The sequence below is a fragment of the Variovorax sp. 01T439_2 genome (assembly GCF_056398445.1).
Genome location: NZ_JBFTPJ010000756.1, coordinates 1 through 2,957 on the forward strand (window position 1 = coordinate 1; position 2,957 = coordinate 2,957).

Genomic DNA, 2,957 nt, shown 5'->3' on the forward strand with positions numbered 1-2,957 from the left:
CGCCAGAACAAGACATGGTTTGCGGCCGTGCAGGTCGAGAAACGCATGATGTTCATCATCCTCACGCTCATCGTGGCGGTGGCGGCCTTCAACCTGGTGTCCACGCTGGTCATGACGGTGACCGACAAGCGCGCGGACATCGCCATCCTGCGCACGCTGGGCAGTTCGCCGCGCAGCATCATGGGCATTTTCGTGGTGCAGGGCGCGATGGTCGGCGTGATCGGCACGGTGGCCGGGCTGCTGCTGGGGCTGGGCATTGCCTACAACATCGACGTGATCGTGCCGGCGCTCGAACAGCTCTTCCACGCGAGCTTCCTGCCCAAGGACATCTACCTGATCAGCAAGATGCCGAGCGATCCGCAGCGCGGCGACATCATGCCGATCGCGATCATTTCGCTGGTCCTGGCTTTTCTTGCAACGCTGTATCCCAGCTGGCGCGCGAGCCGCGTCAACCCTGCCGAGGCATTGCGCTATGAGTGACGTGGTTCTCAAGGCGCGCGGCCTCACCAAGCGCTTTCACGAGGGGCGCATCGACCTCACGGTGCTGCACGGCGTCGACCTGGACGTGCGCGCCGGGGAGACACTGGCCATCGTCGGCGCCTCGGGCTCGGGCAAGAGCACGCTGCTGCACCTGATGGGCGGGCTCGATGCGCCCACCGCCGGCAAGGTCGAGCTGCTCGGCAAGGACATCGCGCATGCCGATGCGGCCGAGCAGGGGCGGCTGCGCAACCTGCACCTGGGCTTCGTCTACCAGTTCCACCACCTGCTGCCCGAGTTCAGCGCGCTCGACAACGTGGCGATGCCGCTCAAGATCCGGCGCATGGATTCCGCGCAGGCGGCGGCCTCGGCCACCAAGATCCTCGAAAGCGTGGGCCTGGGCGAACGCCTGCACCACCGGCCGGCCGAGCTCTCGGGCGGCGAGCGCCAGCGCGTGGCCATTGCGCGCGCGCTGGTCACGCAGCCGGCCTGCGTGCTGGCCGACGAGCCCACGGGCAACCTCGACCGCAGCACGGCGGACACGGTGTTCGCGCTGATGATCGAACTCGCGCACAGGCACCGCACGGCCTTCGTGATGGTCACGCACGACCAGGAGCTCGCAAAACGCTGCGACCGCGTGCTGCAGCTGGTGGCGGGGCGCCTGGCGGGCTGATTCGCCGATGCCGCTTGCCACGGCCCGTGCAATGTCGCGAAACTGTCCGCCTGCGCGGCACGAGGCCGTGCAATCACAGGAGCGCTTCTTCATCATGGAAACCGACGACGACACCCCGCCCGCGGCCACCGCCGAGCCGCGCAATTCGTACCTCGAGGAAAAAGCCTTCAAGTCGCGCACGCTGCTGATCTTCGGCAGCATCACCGATTCGGTCGCTGCCGACGTGACGCGCAGGCTCATCGCGCTCGATGCCGACAGCGCCGACAAGCCCATCGACATCCTGGTGAGCTCGCCCGGCGGCCACCTGGAGTCGGGCGATGCGATTCACGACATCGTGCGCTTCATCTCCGCGCCGGTGAACATGATCGGCACCGGCTGGGTGGGCAGCGCCGCCACGCACCTGTACCTGGCGGTGCCGCGCGAGCGGCGCGTGTGCCTGCCGAACACGCGCTTCCTGATCCACCAGCCCAGCGGCGGCGCGGGCGGGCAGGCGACCGACATCGCGATCCAGGCGCAGGAAATCATCAAGGCCCGGCACCGCATCGCGCACGAGATTGCGCGCGAAACCGGCAAGCCGATCGACGTGGTGCTGGCCGACATCGAGCGCGACCGCTGGCTTTCGGCCGCGGAGGCGGTCGAGTACGGCCTGGTCTCGCGCATCATCCAGCGCAAGACCGAGCTGCACGCCTGATCAGGCCTTGGGCTTGTAGGCCACCACGTCGATCTCGACCTTGGCGTCGACCATCAGCCGCGCCTCGGTGGTCGAGCGCGCCGGCTTGTTGTCACCGAAGTAGCTCATGTAGATGCGGTTGAAGGCACCAAAGTCGCGCGCGTCCTGCAGCCAGACGGTGCTCTTGCAGACGTCGTCGAGCGTGGCGCCGGCCAGCGCCAGCACCTTCTTCAGGTTTTCCATCACCTGGCGCGTCTGCGCCTCGATGCCGCCCACCACGATCTCGCCCTCGGCATTGGCCGGCACCTGGCCCGACACGTAGATGAAATCGCCGGCGCGCACGGCCGGGGAGAAGGGGCGGGCCTGGCGGTCCGAGGCAACGGGCGGGGCGCCGAGGTATTCGAGCGGCATGGGAGAACTCCTGAAAGGATTGAAAGAAAAGCAGATCGCAAGTATCGATCCAATCTGAAAATTTGTTTCAGAAAAACCCGCAAACAAGGGTTAACACGGATGATTTGGCATGGATAGTGCTTCAAAGTGCGGGCCGAAAAGAAAGTTTCTTTCACAATTTGCCTGCCCCACGAAGGAGTTCCCCATGTCTCACGCCGGTCTTGTCCAGTGCCTGCCAAAGCTGTCGAAGCGCAGCCTGCTGGGTGCCTCCCTGCTCGCCATGCTGTGCGCCGCGCTGCCGGGCCAGCCCGCGCATGCCCAGGGGCCGCGCAACTTTGCCACGCTGGCCATGGTGGCCGAACCGCAGACGCTCGACCCGATGGCGTCCACGGCCGACCTGGTCGGAACCATCATGCAGCACGTGTACGAGACGCTCTACACCTTCGACGCCAAGTGGAATGTGGTGCCCATGCTGGCCGAGAGCAGCCCCAGGATCTCGGCCGACGGCAAGACCTACGCGATCACGCTGCGCAAGGGCGTGATGCTGCACAACGGCCGCGAACTCAACGCCGACGACGTGGTGGCCAGCCTGCAGCGCTGGATGGACCAGTCGCCGCGCGGCAAGGCCGTGGGCAAGGAAGTCGAGAGCCTCAAGGCCAAGGGCCCGCTGGGCGTGGAGATCGTGCTGAAGGCGCCGTATGCGCCACTGCTTTCGCAGCTCGCGCTGCCCAGCGGCATGGCCGCCAT

Annotated in this window: 5 protein-coding genes; 4 read left to right on the top strand and 1 reads right to left on the bottom strand. The window is 66.4% G+C overall.

From position 1 onward, the window contains the following. The 3 genes from AC1DOC_RS27220 to AC1DOC_RS27230 form a co-directional block, all read left to right on the top strand. A partial coding sequence (locus AC1DOC_RS27220) for an FtsX-like permease family protein (protein ID WP_478130877.1) occupies window positions 1-480 on the top strand: 480 nt, incomplete at its 5' end. Beyond that, a complete protein-coding gene (gene lolD, locus AC1DOC_RS27225) occupies window positions 473-1,150 on the top strand; it encodes a lipoprotein-releasing ABC transporter ATP-binding protein LolD (RefSeq protein ID WP_018906496.1) in 678 nt (225 codons plus the stop codon). The genes AC1DOC_RS27220 and lolD, both read left to right, overlap by 8 nt. Window positions 1,151-1,244: 94 nt before the next feature. Next, entirely contained in the window at window positions 1,245-1,841 is a 597-nt protein-coding gene (locus AC1DOC_RS27230) for an ATP-dependent Clp protease proteolytic subunit (RefSeq protein WP_124957377.1), read from the top strand. Here AC1DOC_RS27230 and AC1DOC_RS27235 read toward each other — a convergent pair whose 3' ends face one another. Then, on the bottom strand, window positions 1,842-2,231 hold the full coding sequence (locus AC1DOC_RS27235; RefSeq protein ID WP_125964567.1) for a RidA family protein: 390 nt from the start codon (window positions 2,229-2,231) through the stop codon (window positions 1,842-1,844). It lies immediately after the preceding gene. Between the two features lie 184 nt (window positions 2,232-2,415). Here AC1DOC_RS27235 and AC1DOC_RS27240 point away from each other — a divergent pair. After that, window positions 2,416-2,957: ABC transporter substrate-binding protein (locus AC1DOC_RS27240; protein ID WP_478130878.1), on the top strand; the 542-nt coding region annotated here is incomplete at its 3' end.